15 protein-coding genes are annotated in these 14,409 nt (G+C 39.9%); all 15 read right to left on the bottom strand.

Translation table 11 applies throughout. The features are described 5' to 3' along the window. Positions 1–2: 2 nt before the first annotated feature. Entirely contained in the window at positions 3–1,916 is a 1,914-nt protein-coding gene (locus DXE27_RS05095; protein WP_128113171.1) for a polysaccharide biosynthesis protein, read from the bottom strand. Positions 1,917–2,406: 490 nt separating this feature from the next. Next, positions 2,407–3,153, bottom strand: a complete 747-nt coding sequence (locus DXE27_RS05090) for a sugar transferase (RefSeq protein ID WP_128113170.1) — start codon at positions 3,151–3,153, stop codon at positions 2,407–2,409. A 2-nt stretch (positions 3,154–3,155) separates the two neighbouring features. Then, positions 3,156–4,142, bottom strand: a complete 987-nt coding sequence (locus tag DXE27_RS05085; RefSeq protein ID WP_128113169.1) for an alpha-ketoacid dehydrogenase subunit beta — start codon at positions 4,140–4,142, stop codon at positions 3,156–3,158. After that, positions 4,139–5,191 (bottom strand): thiamine pyrophosphate-dependent dehydrogenase E1 component subunit alpha, encoded by a 1,053-nt coding sequence (locus DXE27_RS05080; RefSeq protein WP_128113168.1) that lies wholly within the window; start codon positions 5,189–5,191, stop codon positions 4,139–4,141. Before DXE27_RS05080 ends, DXE27_RS05085 begins: the two co-directional genes overlap by 4 nt. Before the next feature lie 3 nt (positions 5,192–5,194). Then, a complete protein-coding gene (locus DXE27_RS05075; protein ID WP_231969666.1) occupies positions 5,195–6,301 on the bottom strand; it encodes a DegT/DnrJ/EryC1/StrS family aminotransferase in 1,107 nt (368 codons plus the stop codon). A 68-nt stretch (positions 6,302–6,369) separates the two neighbouring features. Next, on the bottom strand, positions 6,370–7,149 hold the full coding sequence (locus tag DXE27_RS05070; RefSeq protein WP_231969792.1) for a class I SAM-dependent methyltransferase: 780 nt from the start codon (positions 7,147–7,149) through the stop codon (positions 6,370–6,372). 74 nt (positions 7,150–7,223) lie between these two features. Next, on the bottom strand, positions 7,224–8,534 hold the full coding sequence (locus DXE27_RS05065; RefSeq protein WP_128113165.1) for a nucleotide sugar dehydrogenase: 1,311 nt from the start codon (positions 8,532–8,534) through the stop codon (positions 7,224–7,226). A gap of 91 nt (positions 8,535–8,625) precedes the next feature. After that, positions 8,626–9,912, bottom strand: coding sequence for a glycosyltransferase family 4 protein (locus DXE27_RS05060; protein ID WP_128113164.1), 1,287 nt, complete (start codon positions 9,910–9,912; stop codon positions 8,626–8,628). 80 nt (positions 9,913–9,992) lie between these two features. Then, positions 9,993–10,829: a hypothetical protein gene (locus DXE27_RS05055; protein ID WP_128113163.1), complete on the bottom strand. Its 837-nt coding sequence runs from the start codon at positions 10,827–10,829 to the stop codon at positions 9,993–9,995. A 489-nt stretch (positions 10,830–11,318) separates the two neighbouring features. Beyond that, positions 11,319–11,549, bottom strand: a complete 231-nt coding sequence (locus DXE27_RS10425) for an SGNH hydrolase domain-containing protein (protein ID WP_415064463.1) — start codon at positions 11,547–11,549, stop codon at positions 11,319–11,321. Then, positions 11,540–11,878, bottom strand: coding sequence for an SGNH hydrolase domain-containing protein (locus DXE27_RS05050; RefSeq protein WP_145980546.1), 339 nt, complete (start codon positions 11,876–11,878; stop codon positions 11,540–11,542). Before DXE27_RS05050 ends, DXE27_RS10425 begins: the two co-directional genes overlap by 10 nt. Then, positions 11,847–12,509, bottom strand: a complete 663-nt coding sequence (locus tag DXE27_RS05045) for an acyltransferase family protein (RefSeq protein ID WP_145980545.1) — start codon at positions 12,507–12,509, stop codon at positions 11,847–11,849. Before DXE27_RS05045 ends, DXE27_RS05050 begins: the two co-directional genes overlap by 32 nt. Before the next feature lie 14 nt (positions 12,510–12,523). Beyond that, entirely contained in the window at positions 12,524–13,015 is a 492-nt protein-coding gene (locus DXE27_RS05040; RefSeq protein WP_331852075.1) for an acyltransferase family protein, read from the bottom strand. Next, a complete protein-coding gene (locus DXE27_RS10420) occupies positions 12,967–13,158 on the bottom strand; it encodes a hypothetical protein (protein ID WP_415064462.1) in 192 nt (63 codons plus the stop codon). Before DXE27_RS10420 ends, DXE27_RS05040 begins: the two co-directional genes overlap by 49 nt. A 341-nt stretch (positions 13,159–13,499) precedes the next feature. Beyond that, on the bottom strand, positions 13,500–14,408 hold the full coding sequence (locus DXE27_RS05035) for an FkbM family methyltransferase (protein WP_128113159.1): 909 nt from the start codon (positions 14,406–14,408) through the stop codon (positions 13,500–13,502). Position 14,409: the final 1 nt, after the last annotated feature.

The raw sequence follows: 14,409 nt of genomic DNA, 5'->3' as shown, positions 1-14,409 counted from the left end.
CATCACATCCCCAATGGTTGATAGCCGGGCACCAATTCCTTGAGTATGAGCTTAATAGCATTGAAATCACCTTGATCTAACGCTAGATTAAGCATATTGAGTGATTTTTGTAAATCAGCCCAAGTCAAAAATTCCTCATGTGCCATCATAATTTTAGGGTGGGCTGTTGGCTGGGGATTATCGCCAATCAGGAGCTCCTCGTAGAGCTTTTCTCCAGGGCGCAAACCAGTGACTTCAATTTCAATATCGCCATGAGGATGAGCGCCATCTTTTAGCAATAAACCAGATAAATAAATCATCTTGACAGCCAAATCATAAATACGCACTGGCTCACCCATATCCAATACAAATACATCGCCGCCTTTAGCCATTGCACTAGCTTGAATAACCAACTGCGCCGCCTCAGGTATAGTCATGAAATATCGCGTCACCTCAGGATGCGTCAGTGTTATGGGGCCTCCAGCAGCAATTTGGGCACTAAAAAGCGGCGCAACAGACCCTGATGATCCAAGCACATTACCGAATCGCACCATAGAAAAATTTGTTGAGTGGCCGCCCCTCACCGCAGAATCTGCCATTGCCTGTAAAATCATTTCAGAAATACGTTTGCTACAGCCCATGACATTCGTTGGTCTTACGGCCTTATCAGTACTAACCAAGATGAATTGAGAGACGGCGCAATCTAGGCTCACCTGGGCACAGATTAAGGTTCCATATACATTGTTCCGAATACCCTCTTCAGGATTTTGCTCAACCAATGGAACATGCTTATAAGCGGCCGCATGGAAAACTGTAGCAGGCTTGTATTCTTTAAATATCTTAAGCAGCAAACTTCTATCTCGCACCGAGACTAGACATGGCAGCAACTGTATTGTTGATCTTGAATAAATATTCTCTGATAAAAGGATATTCTTTAACTCTTCATAAATCAAATATAGGGAATGTTCACTACTATCTACCAGAATTAATGATTTTGGCGAAAATTTAATAATTTGACGACATAACTCGCTACCAATTGAGCCGCCCGCCCCGGTTACCAAAACCACTTGATTTAAAATATTTTTTTTTAACAACTCAACCCGGGGAGGAACAACCTCCCTACCAAGCAAATCATTCATATCTAAATCATGTAAATCCGATACTCTTAATCGGCCTGAGGCTATATCTATCAGCCCTGGCAATGTTCGAACGCGAACCCCAAGCCCGTTTAATGAGGCGATAATTTCAGTTCTTCGCTCTTGTTTAGCAGAAGGAATCGCCAAAAGCACATCCGTAATGTCCTGTTTACTGATGATCTCCTGCAAGCCATTTCTAGGATAAACGGAAATTCCATTAATAGTACTTCCATGCAAGCGATAATCATCATCAATAAAACCTTTGACTAAAATTTCTTTATTGCTTGATAAGCCTAATGCTAATTGACGGCCCGCCGAACCAGCTCCATAAATTAATGCGATAGGTTGAACCCGGCGAAATGAATTTTGAACATAATTGATGCTGCCCAACCAATGACGCACAATATACCTACTTATTCCAATTCCCACAAACAATAAGAGTGGCTGAATGACGCCGATTGATCTCGGTACACCATCCACCCCGAGAAGTGTAAAAATACAGAAAATAATAGAGCTATAGATAACAAAAACTTTTGCTATGGACATAAAGGCGGCCGAGCCTACATATCTAAAAATAGCTCGATATAGTCCAAAATGAATAAAGAGAGGTATAGCAAGCCCAATAGTTGCAACAAGCACTAGCGGTTGCTTCCCATCAAAATTACGCCACAGATCTAAGCGAAGTCCAAATGCAAGCCAAACACTCAACACGCAAATTAAAATATCGCAAGTTATTACTACACCCCGCTTAACCGATCGAGGTAAATTTAAAAGCGACTGTTTGGTTGCATTAATTGGCACAAGATTGATTATAAATAATATGACCAGGATTTGAGGAAATTACCTTCAATATTCAATATTTAAAGGGAATTTAACTAAATGCACTACCCACTAGAATGCATTTGGTGACTTCGGGAAAGTCATTTAGCTTGATGCCATCTAGACCCAACCGAAATACAGTCTACTGCCCAGCACCATGCCGAAACAGACAAAAAATAATTAATAAAACCGAGATGTTTGATTACNAATCATGAATGATGCTTTTATATAAAACATTACTTAAGGTAAAAATTTCCTCTTGCATTGCAGTATAAAGTTCTTTGATAAAAGAATAATCCTGGAAGCAATGTCGTATAAAATCATCGGAAGAATTGGGCAAGCATGATCCACTTAAATAGGAGTTACATTAACCACCAACTTGAGACAAGATTCGCACAATACAAGTTACGCGGCACCTGAAAATTTTTTACATCATACTAAAAAATGGATTTTTCCATGACGCCATAATAATCTATATGGCTGGATTTCCATCTCTAGATGTAACAATTCTTACGCTCCCAGGGGGAGGTCTTGGGACTAGAGGCTGCCTCCTCAAGGCCATTTGAACTATATCATCCGGAGCGTGAACCCCCTGCAAAATTTTCTGCACGCCAATCAAAGCCTTGTTACGCGAAAAAATGGCTATTACAGTGAGAAGGCATAAACGAATGTCAAGCAAAATTGACTGGTTTTTAATATAAATCAAGCCCAATATGCTTTTCCCAGGTCGAATCAATTGGTTATAGGCAATATCAGGATCCGCTTGATCCTTAAGAATATCGCCTTCATCCGAAAAAACAATTGACGCGATATCCGTGATACCAGGCTTAACCTCCAACAACCCTCTCTCAACTGGGGTGTATAAATCAGTTTCGCGCTTAACATTTGGCCTCGGCCCAACCAAACTCATATCCCCATTGAGAACATTCCAAAGTTGCGTTAATTCATCAAATTTATAACGTCGAATAAATCCCCCAACCGCAGTGATTCTAGCGTCATTTGCACCTGTTGAATCAACCCCCGATTTATCCGCATTAATTACCATTGAGCGTAACTTGACCATCCTGAAAGATCGATCATCCCTACCAACACGGTCGGCAATATAAAAAGGTGAATGCTTATCGTGCCACCATACTAAAAATATAACAGGCAGCAATATAGGGGCAACCAGAACAAGCCCAACTCCAGAGGCGGTAATATCAAATATTCTTTTCAACATACTTAATCCATTAATTTTTTAACTTGTGAAACTATTGTATCTACTGTTGGATAATATATTTCTTCCAAAAGACTGGCTGTTGGCGCAGGAGCGAAAGGAAGAGTGATGCGTTGTGGAGATTTTTTGAATACCTTTGGTGATACATTTTCAATCACACTAGCAATCACCTCTCCAGCCATGCCGCAAGGGGACCAGCCCCCGTCAATAGCCAGAAGTCGTCCTGTTTTTTTGACTGAATTAATAATAATGGTTGGGTCGAGAGGATTAATAACCCTTAAATCAATTACCTCTGCAGAAATTCCCAGCTGGTTTAAAGCTTTTAATGAGTCCAAAGCTAATCTCGTAGAGTAGCTAGAGGCCACCAGGGTAATGTCAACGCCTTGTTGAATGCAGCGCGGCCCCTCTAAAGATAAGGCGCGCTCGATCACTGGAGGCAAATCATCTTCCAAATCATAAAGCCATCGGTCATCAATAAATATTACAGGGTCAGGGCATAACACGGATGCAATCAAGAGATCTCGCGCATCGGCAACGCTAGCGGGCATAACAACTCTTAAACCCGGCACATGGGCAAACCAAGACTGCAAAGCTTGTGAATGTTGCGCACCTTGCTCTCCACCTCTGTTAATAATGCTTCGAACGGTTAATGCGGGGGCTGCCTGACCGCCCACCATATGCGACCACTTTGCAGCCTGATTCACTATGGCATCCATCGCGTACAACATAAAATCCATTCTCGGATGAACAATGATTGGCTTCATACCTGCTAGAGCTGCACCCACAGCAGCGCCAGTACACGCGGACTCTGAAACTGGCGTATCAATCACTCGATGCGCTCCAAACATTTTATCCAGATCAGTCATGGAATTGCCTACATACCAGGGGCTCCACAAACCCTGACCTATGACGAATACTTCTGGGTATGTTTCCAGCAGATAGTCAAATCCTGCCAACATAGCTGTTCCGTAGTTATGATGGGTTTTGCTCATTGACGAATTCCGGAGCTTGAAAATACCAAAGATGTTAAAGCCGATGGCGGAGGATATGAATCATCTAAGGCTTGAGTCCACGCTGCCAGGACTTCACTTGAAATTTCGGCTTCGATCTCATTTAATTGCTGTAGGTCTAAGAGTTTTTCGTTCATAAGGCCTGACACCAATCGTGCGATTGGATCTCGCTTTCGCCATGCATCAACATCTATCTCGCTACGATTAACCCCTACATCAATATCTTCGCGCCAGTCTACATGACCATACCAGCGGTAAGTAACAGCCTCTAGAAACCCTGGACCACCGCCTGATCGCGCACGCTTAATTAGGCGACTTGCAGCAGCCTGAACATCTACTACATTATTGCCGTCAACGATTTCATAAGGAATGTCATTTGCAGCAGCAAATCTTGCGGTTGCAACTTTTGGTTGACGCAGCGAAATATGCATGTGACTTGCGAATAAGTTATTCTCAACCACAAACAATGTCGGTGCATTCAACATCCTCGCAAGATTAAGGGATTCGTGTACAACACCCTCCTCTATTGCACCATCACCTAGATAAGCAACTCCAATATCTTTAGTCCCTTGCATTTTTGCAGCTAAAGAAGCTCCAACAGCAAGTGGTACCGTACCTGAAACAATGGGTACAGACCCATAAAATCCGTTTGGCTGGTCCCAAAGATGCATTGACCCCCCCATTCCATTGGAAAGACCGGTTTTCTTGCCAAGAATTTCAGCAAATAATCTATGCATACTTGAACCCATTGAAAGAACATGGGAATGAGATCGGTGGGCCCCAAATACTCTATCCGTCTTACACAATTCAGAGGCCACCCCAACTGCTACTGCCTCTTGCCCGACTCCCAAATGAACGGGGCCGCCAATCAAATGGTCGCGACGTCCATCAGCAATCCTTCTCTCAGCCAACCGGATACAAAGCATCGTTTTCAACTGATTTAGCAGAAGAGATGGGTCACACCCTAAAACATTGATTGGCTCTTGATGCTGATATGGATCACACAGGGATCCTAGAGACCAGTCTTCCATGACTTATTTGCCGTAAAAATTACGAATCGCTTTAACGATGTAATCTACTTCATCATCAGTTACAGCCGAGTTCATTGGAAGCATTAGGCAGCGGGAGAAAAATGCATCTGTTTTGGGCAGGCTATCTGTAAATCCCAACTCCTTAAATTGGTGCACGGGAGTACCCGCCCACTGAATAATAGTTTTAACGCCCTTTTGATCTAGATATGCACGCAACTCGTCACGACGATCAGCCTGAAGCTCATAATTTTGATATACATCGTAGTGGCGAGAATCTGCATCAGGTCCCGGAGGTAAATTAAGCTCTGTCAAATTACCAAGGCCCAACTGATAACGGGCGGCTACTGAACGACGACGATCTATCTCTTTTGGATAAGACTTGAGCTTGTAATCAAGCACTGCAGCTTGCAGATTATCTAAGCGCGAGTTGTAACCCCAGGCAACAACACGTCCATCAGTGTCCCTTCCATGGTCTTTAAGTAGTGCGATGCGATAAGCTAATTCATCATCATTTGTAACGATGGCTCCACCATCACCAAAGCATCCCAACAACTTTGCCGGATAAAAACTAATAGTTCCAAATTTTCCAAATGTTCCAGCACATTGACCCTTGAACTTCGAGCCCAACCCCTGCGCAGCATCCTCGACAATCATAATCCCGTGCTTATCAGCAACTGCACGCAATGCATCCATATCACAAGTTCTACCATTGACCTGAACTGGCATGATTGCTTTTGTTTTTGGCGTAATACGTTTCTCTACATCTGCCGCATCAAGCATATGATCAGGGCCACATTCGGCCAAAACTGGAGTTGCACCTACCAAATGCACTGAAGCTGCGGTAGCGATATAGGTGTGGGAAGGAAGAATTACCTCATCACCAGGGCCTATACCCACAGCTTTTAATCCAATGATGATGGCATCCGTTCCATTTGCAACTCCAAATGCATGCTTAACACCCATGAACTTAGCAAGATTTACATCAAAATCTCTGCACTCTTGTTGCTGAATGTAGGCACCACGGCGACAAACTCCCATCATAATTTCTGTAAGAGCTGCTTCATCTCGTTTAAATAAGTCGGCGTATGGAAAAAATGGGATAGTTTGCATAATTTTGAGAGTTAAATAAGTTAATAAAAAAATTATTTAGTAATTAAGCAGGAAACAAATGCAAATTACTAGCTTGCACGATAAGCATGACTAAAAATAACCTTGTGAGAACGCTCGGCCAATCCAGGGCGTAATTTTGTAGGGGCAATGGGCTGACTAGTCATAGCATCTATTTCCGCAGGCATTGGCACTAGATTTCCAAAAATAAATCGCTTTAATAATTTTTTTGCAGTCATAGATTTTGGAATTAAACCGAACTTAGAAGCAAAAGCCTTTGCAGGTCGCAAAATACGCTGCTTAAGAGATACCGCAGCTAAAGGTGTATCGCCAAAACACTGGATATTATTAAAACCATGCGAACTTAAATCCCGCTCAAGCTCTAAGACTCCATGGTATACATGACTATGAGGGCTTGGATTAAAGTCGTACAGATCCTTATTAGCATTTGATATTAATAAAACTCCACCCTGACGAAGAATACGTCTGCACTCAGCAAAAAAGCGTGATGGGTCTGGAATATAGTAAAGAGCTTCGAATATTAATACAACGTCAAATGAAGAATCGGCAAATGGAATGGACTGAGCATCAAATCTCTCAAATTTAAAGCGGCTGCCGTAGTGTCTTCGAGCAATATCAATAATTGGTTCCGAATAATCTCCAGCAACCATTGATTTTGAAACGGATGCGAGATAACCCACTCCCTGACCCGATCCGCATGCCACCTCAAGAACATCTTTATCTTTGCAGTAGTCTGCAGCCCAATAATAACGACGTGCAATTCTATCGACCTGCTCCTGAGAGACCATATCCCCTGAAATCTCTGTTAACTCAACAAAATCAGTGGACATCACCAGCTACTCCCATGTTTAAATTTGATGTGGCGCTGGGTAAATTACTCTATTCCAGCTAAAACCCAATTATATCAGGCTTTAACAACATTATTAGATGGGTTTAAATATACTCCACGGGTATCAATAATTAACTTTGCATGCTTTTTGATTAAGTCGTAATCAAAAGCGTCGTGATTAGTTGCCAATAAAACAAAATCATAATTGCCAATGGTATCTGATGTCAGCTGCACACTTTTTAGATTGAATTTGTGTTTACGCATCTTAGGGAAAACTGGCACGTGGGGATCTGAATAAGAAATGATTGCCCCCTTCTGCTGCAATATCTCCATTAACTCAACGGATGGGGACTCTCGCATATCGTCAACATTTTTTTTGTACGCAATGCCCAATACCAAGGCATTACTCCCCTTAATGGATTTACTGCGATCATTTAAAGAATCGACAACTTTCGAAATCACCCACTCAGGCATACTTCGATTGATTTCACCTGCCAGCTCAATGAAGCGAGTATTAACACCATACTCACGAGCCTTCCAAGTTAAGTAAAAAGGGTCAATAGGAATACAGTGCCCCCCAAGACCCGGGCCAGGATAATAGGGTACAAAACCAAAAGGCTTGGTTGCTGCCGCACGAATTACTTCATGAATATCAACCCCCATTCTATCGGCAACAATTTTCATTTCGTTAACAAGGCCGATATTTACGGCGCGGTGAATATTTTCAAGAAGTTTGGTCATTTCTGCAGTACGCGTAGAACTGACTGGCACCACTTGATTGATTACCTGACCATATAAACTCAAACCCACTTCGAGGCATTGAGGGGTATCGCCACCGCAAACCTTGGGAATCGTATGCGTTTCAAAGTCGGGATTACCAGGGTCCTCTCGCTCCGGAGAAAAGACTAAGTAAATGTCTTTACCAACTCGCAAGCCATTGGATTCTATTCGTGGCTTTAACTCCTCATCCGTAGTTCCAGGGTAGGTTGTGCTTTCCAGCGACACTACCTGCCCACTCCGCAAAAAGGGCGCGAGAGCATCAGTTGTATTCAACACAAAACTAAGATCTGGCTCACGGTACTTATTAAGCGGGGTAGGCACGCAAAGAATTAATGCATCAGCTTTGGCCCCATATGAAAAATCAGAAGTTGCTTCAAATCTACCGGATTTCACAGCCTTAGTAATTTTTTCAGATGAAATATGCTCAATGTAACTTCGCCCCTGATTGAGTTGCGATACCTTAGCCTCATCAATATCAATTCCCAATACCTTGTAACCCACATCGACGAAGCGCAACATTAAAGGAAGCCCAACATATCCCAGGCCCACAATACCAATAACGGCAGTTTTGTTATTTAACTTTTCAATCAATACTTCATGCGTCATACAGCACCTTATATTCAAATTCCGCAAAGCAAATTACAATAATTTCAAACTAGACTCAGGCTTTTTATTGACAGCCAGAGCAATACTAAAACTATTCCTCTTGAAATACTTGCTTCCCGGTATGCATTGCAACAACATTTTTTAAATATGCAATCATTCCTTCGTAAACAATTTCAGCGGAAAAATGTTCAGCAAAAAGTTTTTGCGCACTTGCAGACATTGCAGAGATCCGCTCCCTGTTAGCCACCAAACCCTTAATGGCATCGCGAAGTGCCAGCGGATCGCTAAGCTCATAGTTTAAACCACACTCATTTATTTCTAGCAATTCCTCAAGGTACCCATGTAGCCCAGACAAGACGGGTAAGCCTCCAGCCATATATTCAATGGGCTTATTGGGCAAATTTCCTAAAAATCCAATATGGTTCTTATATGGGGCAATGCCAATATCTGAGAGCGCCATAAGCGACCATATCTCTGCACGCCCAACCCACCCAGGGAAAACAATAGACGGACTGCCTTTAGCTCTTATTTTTAGAGCGCCCAAGTTTTCACCAGTTCCGCAAAGCACAAACCTTACATCAACACCCTCCGCCTCAAGAATTAGTGCGGCATCAACTACGGTCTCCAAATCAAACTGATTACTAAAAGCACCAAAAAAACATATAGTTAACTTACCATCCCCGCCAGCTAAGCCATAATTCGCCCAGAATTGTGATGCACTCTTTTGCTCATCTTTAGACAATTTTGGCGTTTCGTAGCCAAATGGAAAATGTCGATCCAGGCTAGTGGGCGCTCGATTAGCACGCTCAAGACCCCATTCAACAAAACCTGGTGCATTCCCAGTAATGGCATGGGCATTTTTGCAGGCAAAATTTGCCTGCAACCACATGGGCGCAAGCCCTAAGTTAAAAAATGGTCGAAGCCAGGTTGGGGCAATCTCAAGAAAAATATCAGGCCACAGATCTCGCACATCAATGATGACGGGTACGTTATGAGATCTTCCATAAGCCGTAGCAACTACCGGTAATTCAAGGGACGGAAGAGAGCAAAGAATAACGTCTGGTAACTCCATCTTTGCGGCCTGGCGTCTAAATTTCCAGGCCAAAATGGCATGATCAATGAGCCTCTTAATGGAAATGTTTTTCTTATACCCGCAGCCATGTATTAGCTTAAGCAAAACCCCCGACTCTAGGGAAATAGAAGTATCAGTTAGAAATCGTTGACGCTTGCGAACGTGATCAAAAGTTGAGGTCCACCAAACAACCTCAACCCCACTTTTAGCCAACATCCCAGCAAGAATACCCGCACGATAAAGTCGCTCGCCACCACTTCCATCAATAGGCAGGGGCTCGCCAATAGTAATCAACCAAACACGCATTATTTTGACCTAATCATGCAATATATATGAAATTATACTGGGAAGGCGTCTCTTAGATTAAATCAATCGATATTAAATGCTTATTTCAGATTCTTATTTTTAATTTTAATTTTAATTTTAATAGCTTGAGTAAGTAAAATAAAAATTAGCATATAGATAATAATACCATCATCAGAAAAATAGTCAGCTGTAATTATGCCTTTTAAATACAATAAATTATGTATAAGCCAAATTAATATGGCTAATAACTTTATTAGCTTTAATTGTTTGGCAGTAAACGAAGGGCAATATGCTAATGCGTCTTTTACAACACCCAATGGTTTATTGGAATTTAATTCGTCTTGATTGGCGTTTGATGACAAAGCAATTTTCATCATTTTAGATACTGCATAAATGTAGTACAGAACGCCAAATATTGAAAATTCATAAAGCACCACGGCCATTCCTGAATGCGGAGGATATAAGGCCCTAGCCCCTATGAAACTTAGGCCTGACAAATCAAATTGTTTTAAAGAAGACCCGAATCCCTGTGGCAAAATAAACCAAAAAGACTCTGCCGCCATAAAAATGAAAATATGAAATCTCTCTAAAAGAGAAGTTAATCTATTTTCAAATTGAAATGTTGAAGCTATTTCACCAAAGAAAACGATAAATATAGTTGTTATCACAATTAATATAAAATAATACAGATTTTTAGTAAAGTTTATTGCAACCAAAAAATATATCATTAAGATAATGACAACCATACCCAATGGGATAAATTGAAGTCGCAATGAATTATTTCCTACCTCGATCATAATGCCGTGAGCGACAGTTAGGATATAGATAAATAAAACTGGGGATAGAKATAAAGCAAGTTTTTTATTAAAGATATAGACCACTAAAAAACCCAATAAAAAAAGTGGGAATTGAATCATCCCTAATGTATAAAGTGAGTTTCCATTAAATAGTAAATTAAAATAGTTTAAAAATATATAAATTACGGCAGATACTAATATTAAATTTTTTAGTAGGTAGGAATTATATTTTATATTTTTTGTCGACAAAAATAATAATATATGCAAGTATGTAAAAGCTAGAAAAAATACATAAATTGAATCATAAGGTCTTTTCCCAATATATATTCCCAATGGAGTTAATATTAATGATAAAAATAAAACCCTATAATAATATTTAGATATATTAATTGATTTAATATAATMAAATGATACAAAATATGAAAAAGTCCAAAAAAATAAAAAAATAAGTTTTATAACTAACCTTTGAGTCTCATCGAAATTGTGCTCTGCGTAAGAGGAGATAAGATAAGATAAGATACTTACTTGAGAGATAAGAAGTATAAAAATATTATGCAATTTAATCATATGAGAGAATTATAAAGCTCTCTAGGAATTTAAAATGGAATCTCACTTTTTAATTATCGGCCATAATTTATTAATTACTAGTGTGGTGGAGCCCGCAGGATTTAGGTGATCTCTGTCCCTGTATAACAATATTCCGTCCTTGATTGCATGACAAACACCATCCCAACAGAGGGCATCTCGTAAATTTACAACCTTGATTCCCATTTTATTGGCTACATCATAAGTATAAGTAACGTATCCAGAGTCTTCTCTAGAAACTTCCTCTAAATGAATCTGACAAGATTTTTTTCTAAGAATATTGAATTGAATGGCCTATCATATCCAATGCATATTTTTGGATCATAAGGATAATCTGGCACATCAATAAATAGAATTACTTTTTTACCATTTTCAATAAAGCGCTGAATGGTTTTTTGTAAGCTCACCTCATAAATTTTGATTCTATCTCTATTTTTTGGGTTATTAACATCGCTAATATTTACGACCACTTCTTCAGGCCTATCTGAATTTGTACCCTGAAGGTAATAGCGCCCGTAAAATGCCAAGAGAACAGTTTTAATTTTTTTATCGTTAAGAATGTAATCCAGTTCTGGGCCTACCAAGCCATAACAAATCAGTTGGTGACTTGACTAAAGTTGTCTGAACATCGTATAAGGGTAGACAGCCAGCCTCACCAATCTGCAATAGATTTTCATTTACACCCTTGTAAAGTCTTGAGAGAGGCTCAAATAATCTGTTTGCATGGCTATCGCCTAGCAAGACTACACTGGCAGGTTTTTCATCATCACCGATTCGACAGTATCGATTTGATATTGGATAGAGTTTTTTGCAGCCCTCATCAACCTCTTTAACGTAATTAATTAAATCAATGCTTTCACGGTGATCTGGATAACCTTGATTAAAATAAGTGATGTAGCCAAAAATCCCACATGCTGCTAATGCAAATGAAAGTAAGACTGTTTTCGCTATTCTGGAGCCACCAAATCTAATTGGATTTTCAATATAAACATATGTTAGCCATGAAAAAATGATTGCAATTATTATGGCGATAATTTTAGGTAAAGCAGTTGGCTCCACACCAACCATCACCCTCAAAAAGGACAATAAAGTCCAATGCCATAGATATAAAGGGTAGCTGATCACTCCAAAAAATATAATTAGCTTGTTTGATAAGACAAATTTGTTAACAATTGCATCTTTACCCGCCCCAATCAAAAGTAACGCGCCTAACACTGGAACTAGAGCATTTATGCCAGGAAAAATAGTATTTCTGTTGAAAAAAATACCCCATAAAGCAACAGGACAGCGCCAATACAAGAACACAAATTGTTAATTGACTTGCTAGCAAGACTATAAGATGAAAACAGATTATTAGATTGCGTTAAATTTCCTTTGGATTTTTGTAAGAAGGTATAGGCTAACAAACCACCCAATAGTAACTCCCACATTCTCGCCCATGGAGTATAGAAAGCATCCATTGGATTTTGACTAATTTCACGCAAATTAAATCCAAAAGACAATGCTATCAATATAAGCAATAGAATGGAAATTTTTATCCTTAGACTATTGTTGGATAGCAAAATTATTAAGGGCCAAAATAGATAAAATTGCTCCTCAATGCCAAGAGACCATAAATGAACTAACGGCTTTAGTTCAGTATTTTTATCAAAATAACCAGCATCGCCCAATGCTACAAAATTATCAATGAAAAATGCCCCCCAGAAATATACTTGCCCAATAGTGCAAATTCTTCAGGAAGCAATGCCAACCACCCAATCAACAAACAGAACAAAAGAACTGCAATTAAGGAAGGGAAAATACGCAGAATTCTTCTTATATAAAAATCAGAATAGCTAAACGTATTCTTTTCAACCCCATTGATAATGATAAAAGAAATTAAATAGCCAGAAATAATAAAAAAACATCCACTCCAATAAATCCACCAGGTACGAACTTAGGAAACGCATGAAAAAGAACGACTGGAATAATTGCTAGCGCACGCAATCCATCTATATCTGGCCTATAAATACCCTCCACATGCTCTTGAATAGAGAGATTTGTAGTGTTAATTTCCATTGATGATCAAAGTCGTCCAATTAATACCCATTAAGTATTAACTGGCCAGCCTACAGTAGGGACTGCCTTTAAAGCAAGAAAATATAAAGCAGCACATTTTTAAAAGTTAGAGTGCTTTATGCTGGAAGGTCACGCATGGTGCAACCGTCAAACCCGAGATTGAGTTGGATGAATATAAAAAGTCTCTGAGGATTGAATTTTTTTCTTAACTAGCTCAAGGTCTCGGATAAACAAAGTATTTTGTCTGCTCGACTTATAGCCTGATGTTGGAGTCAGAGTTTGATTATCCGCCAAATAATCGTATGGCTTAAATCCGAAAGAGATGAGCTTATTTGCAATTCCTAAATCAGAGTGCCCATAACGCGTTCCACTATCATTCAATTCAATTAGTATCACATTCAAAGACTCAGCAGATAAGACTTTACTGGCGCCCTCTAATACAAAGTATTCATATCCCTCAACATCAATTTTCAAGACTGTAGGGTTTATAGCGTAGCGCTCAATCTCATCATCCAGCGTTGAAACAAGAACCTTGACAAATCCATCTACTTCTTCCTGATTACTGCATACATGATTAGTTGCATCATGCGCGGTTGTAAAAGATAACTCGCCACTACTACTGGATAAGCCTTTATTGATACAAATCACTGAATCAGACAATGCATTAAGCTGAATGTTGCTTATCAATCTTTCATAAGTTCGAGGAACTGGCTCAAAAGCAAGTACGCTTGCTTTTTTTACTTTCGCAGCAAGAACAGAAAAAACACCAGAATTAGCTCCAATATCAACCAAGGTATCAGTTGAATTTAAATATCGCATCAGAAACACCATGTCATCGTATTCGTACAGACCAGTGTAATAGTTATGAGTAACCATGGCTTCACCAAGACTCATAAACAACTTCGCATCCTCAACCCATGGAAGGATCATTGTTAATCTGGTCAGGCGCGCAGAAATCTGCCATTTGATATATCTAATGACAGATCTAATTTTTCCCTTTTTGTTTCCAGGATGGTTTGCAATTGAGAGACATGCTTGAATAGGGTTATAGGTCATA

Source organism: Polynucleobacter necessarius (genome assembly GCF_900096755.1).
Classification (GTDB): domain Bacteria; phylum Pseudomonadota; class Gammaproteobacteria; order Burkholderiales; family Burkholderiaceae; genus Polynucleobacter; species Polynucleobacter necessarius_K.
Note: the sequence above shows the minus strand (reverse complement) of the source record. Positions and strands in the feature narration are given on the sequence as shown.